Raw genomic sequence first — 3,201 nt, 5'->3', positions numbered from 1 at the left:
TCGGTGTAACCTAAACCGAACCCCCAGCCTAGCTGGGGGTTTTCACAACATACAACAATCCCCCGGCGTAGCCGGGGGTTTTTCATATGCGGGCCCTGCCCTCTTCTTACTAGTCCGCTAGATTATCTAGCCTCAACTACTCCTGTCTCTTGCGTTTCCATCCCTCCAGTCCATCGTGGAACGGTAGCGGGTTTTCTAACTCATCCGTCTTTAACTGATTCTGTATATACTCTGCTATCTTCTTACTATTCTTCCCGGCTGTGTCTACATAGTACCCTCTGCACCAAAAGTTTTTATTCCCATACTTAAACTTTAAGTTTCCCCACTTTTCATATATCAGCAGACTGCTTTTCCCTTTCAGATACCCCATAAAACCAGCTACGCTGATTTTTGGGGGTATCTTCACTAGCATATGGATATGCTCCGGACATACTTCCGCTTCTAAAATATATACCCCCTTCCACTCACATAGCTGTCTTAGAATTTTTCCCACTTCCACCTTCTTTTCTTTGTACAATATCTGTCGCCTATACTTCGGCGCAAACACTATATGATATTTGCAATTCCAACGTGTATGAGCTAAACTGTTTAGGCTTATTGACATAAATGTCCTCCTTGTGCTTTAAATCGCCTGCTGTCACAGGCAATTTAATTGTAGCACAAGGAGTTTTTCTGTCTTGGGCATCGGTAGAACCTATACTGAACCCCCGGCACAGCCGGGGGATTTCTTTAGCCATAAAATTAAGCGCGGCCTTCTTTGGCGGGCGCGGCGGCCTGCTGCTGGCGGAAGAAGCCAATCGCCTGCTGGGAGTAGGCAAAGAACGGATAAAAATCATTATCCGGGTTGCGGGCGGAGGATTCTTCCAACTCAATATGGAACAGTTTGTCTTTGGATACGGCAAACAAACGCACCATCGCGGGCGAAGAAGGCGGCGGAAGCTCGCTGCCGGCGGGGGCGGACGTCATCTGCCCGGTGAGTTTGCTCGCATGCGCCAGCATCCGCGCGGCGGCGTCCTGCAGCGCCTCGTACCCGTGCCCGCCGATTACTCCGCCGATGCCGCTTTTGCTGTTGTTTTCAAAATACAGGCTGCTGTCCCCCAGCGAATTGGTGGCCAGGAACAGGTATTTAATTTCCTCCCCGTCCGGCACGGCCATTTCCACGCCGGCGACGGAAATTTTATCCGGCCCGATTTCCATTACCCCTTTGCGGTTTTCCAGATTTTTGACGTCCAGCCAAAAATCCCTCATATTTTTATAAGACTGTTTCATAAGAGAACCCCCTTTTACATATAAAATATAGCATTTTGAATAACCCTTTTTCGCGCCTAAAACGGGTTAGACGCGGCGGCGGAATTGGGGTATAATAAAAGAAATGAGGGGAGGTTTTGATTATGACTAAAAAAGGACGCGCAATCATTTTGATGATGGACTCTTTCGGGCTGGGCGGAGCGGAAGACGCCGCCAAATTCGGCGACGCCGGGGCCGACACGCTGGGCCATATCGCCGCCGCGCGCGGCGGGCTGAAAGTGCCCAACCTGGCCGCGCTCGGCCTGTTAAAAGCGGCCGAGGCTTCTTCCGGCGCCGCGCCGCAGGCGGGGCCGCAGGAAGGCGCGAAAATCAATCTTCCCGCCAAATACGGTTTTATGCGCGAAATCAGCCGCGGGAAAGACACCTCTTCCGGCCATTGGGAAATGGCGGGCTCTCCGGTGCAGTTTGAGTGGGGTTACTTTAAGCCGGACTATCCGTCTTTCCCCGAAGAGCTGATTCAAAAAATCTGCGCCGAGGCGGGTATCCCGGGCATTCTGGGCAATAAAGCCGCTTCCGGCACCGAAATTATTGAAGAACTCGGCGAAGAGCACATTCAAACCGGCAAACCCATTTGCTACACGTCGGCGGACAGCGTGTTCCAAATCGCCGCGCACGAAAAACATTTCGGGCTGGACCGTTTGTACAAACTCTGCGAAATCGCGTTTAAACACGTGGCGCCCTACAATATCGCGCGCGTCATCGCGCGGCCGTTTGAAGGCGAGAAAAAAGGCGAATTTAAACGCACCAAAAACCGCCACGACTATTCCGTCAAACCGCCGATGGTTACGGTGCTGGACGAAATTAAAAACGCGGGCGGCGAAGTGATTTCCGTCGGCAAAATTTCGGACATTTACGCCAAGCAGGGTATTACCAAAGCCGTTAAAGCCTCTGGCCTGGAGGAACTCTGGAACGCAACGCTCGCCGAAGCCGCCGCCGCGCCGGACTTTAGCCTGGTATTTACGAACTTTGTGGATTTTGACATGGCCTGGGGCCACCGCCGCGACACGGAAGGCTACGCCCGGGGCCTTGAATACTTTGACACGCGCCTGCCGGAACTGGCCGCCCAGATGAAAGAGGGCGACATCGCCTTCATCACCGCCGACCACGGCTGCGACCCGACCTATAAAGGCACCGACCACACCCGCGAACACGTGCCGGTAATTATGTTCGGCCCGGGCGTGCGCCCGCAGTTTATCGGCGGCCGCGACACATATGCCGACCTGGGGCAGACGGTTGCGGAGTATTTTAAACTGCCGCCCTTAAAATTCGGCAAAAGTTTTTTAAACGACTAAAAGAAAGCCCCGGCACAAAAACCCGGGGCTTTTTGCACAAATTATTTCCGACATTACGGCAAACGGTACGCCTTTACACGGCCGCCCTCAAAAAAAGACTCGCTGAAACTACGGTTTAATACGCCGCCCAGCGAAGTGCATACCCGGTTGCCCGTAACGTTATTTTCAGCCGCCCAACATTCCACCGCACCGGGTGCATAAGCGGAATAATCCAAAAACATCACATACGCACACACCTGCCCGGACGTCCCCGCACGGGACATCCCCAAAACGGCCTGGGAAGCGTTTCCAAACCCGATTCCCAAATCAAAATATCCCGCCGGACAATTAATCTGCCCCAGTCCCAAATTGGTACACCCGGAGGGAATGAGCACATCCGCCAAAGCTTCCGATGAATCGGGAGGGTACGCGCCATTCGCCAAATAATAAACCTCCGCACTGTCTTTCATACTGCGAACGACGGGGATATTGCGCGACAGACGAGATTTTTCCACGGCCACCTCGTATTGCGGCAGCGCGACAGCCGCCAATATACCGACAATTAATACGACTACCAACAGCTCTATAAGCGTAAATCCGAGGCTTTTCTGCACGGGATATA

The 3,201-nt window shown here is 52.9% G+C and carries 4 protein-coding genes; 1 reads left to right on the top strand and 3 read right to left on the bottom strand.

Annotated elements, in window-relative coordinates:
• Nucleotides 1-136: 136 nt before the first annotated feature.
• Together tnpA and ACQY36_RS07990 are read right to left on the bottom strand one after the other, a co-directional pair.
• The gene (gene tnpA / locus ACQY36_RS07995) at nucleotides 137-604 is read right to left on the bottom strand and encodes an IS200/IS605 family transposase (protein ID WP_428078751.1); all 468 of its coding nucleotides are present in this window, start codon (nucleotides 602-604) and stop codon (nucleotides 137-139) included.
• Nucleotides 605-741: 137 nt separating this feature from the next.
• Nucleotides 742-1,269 carry a hypothetical protein gene (locus ACQY36_RS07990; protein WP_428072211.1) on the bottom strand — a complete coding sequence of 176 codons (528 nt, stop codon included), beginning with the start codon at nucleotides 1,267-1,269 and terminating at the stop codon, nucleotides 742-744.
• Between the two features lie 122 nt (nucleotides 1,270-1,391).
• Here ACQY36_RS07990 and ACQY36_RS07985 point away from each other — a divergent pair, with 122 nt between their 5' ends.
• Nucleotides 1,392-2,600: a phosphopentomutase gene (locus ACQY36_RS07985; protein ID WP_428078749.1), complete on the top strand. Its 1,209-nt coding sequence runs from the start codon at nucleotides 1,392-1,394 to the stop codon at nucleotides 2,598-2,600.
• Nucleotides 2,601-2,653: 53 nt separating this feature from the next.
• On the opposite strand, the gene ACQY36_RS07980 is transcribed toward ACQY36_RS07985, so the two are convergent.
• On the bottom strand, nucleotides 2,654-3,201 hold a 548-nt coding region (locus tag ACQY36_RS07980), incomplete at its 5' end, for a type IV pilin protein (RefSeq protein ID WP_428078747.1).

The sequence above is a fragment of the Candidatus Avelusimicrobium alvi genome, assembly GCF_958451995.1.
GTDB lineage: Bacteria > Elusimicrobiota > Elusimicrobia > Elusimicrobiales > Elusimicrobiaceae > Avelusimicrobium > Avelusimicrobium alvi.
Note: the sequence above shows the minus strand (reverse complement) of the source record. Positions and strands in the feature narration are given on the sequence as shown.

Coding starts and splice junctions, on each gene's coding strand:
- ACQY36_RS07990 (WP_428072211.1), bottom strand. CDS start 1,269: ATGAAACAGTCTTATAAAAATATGAGGGATTTTTGGCTGGACGTCAAA.
- ACQY36_RS07985 (WP_428078749.1), top strand. CDS start 1,392: ATGACTAAAAAAGGACGCGCAATCATTTTGATGATGGACTCTTTCGGG.
- tnpA (WP_428078751.1), bottom strand. CDS start 604: ATGTCAATAAGCCTAAACAGTTTAGCTCATACACGTTGGAATTGCAAA.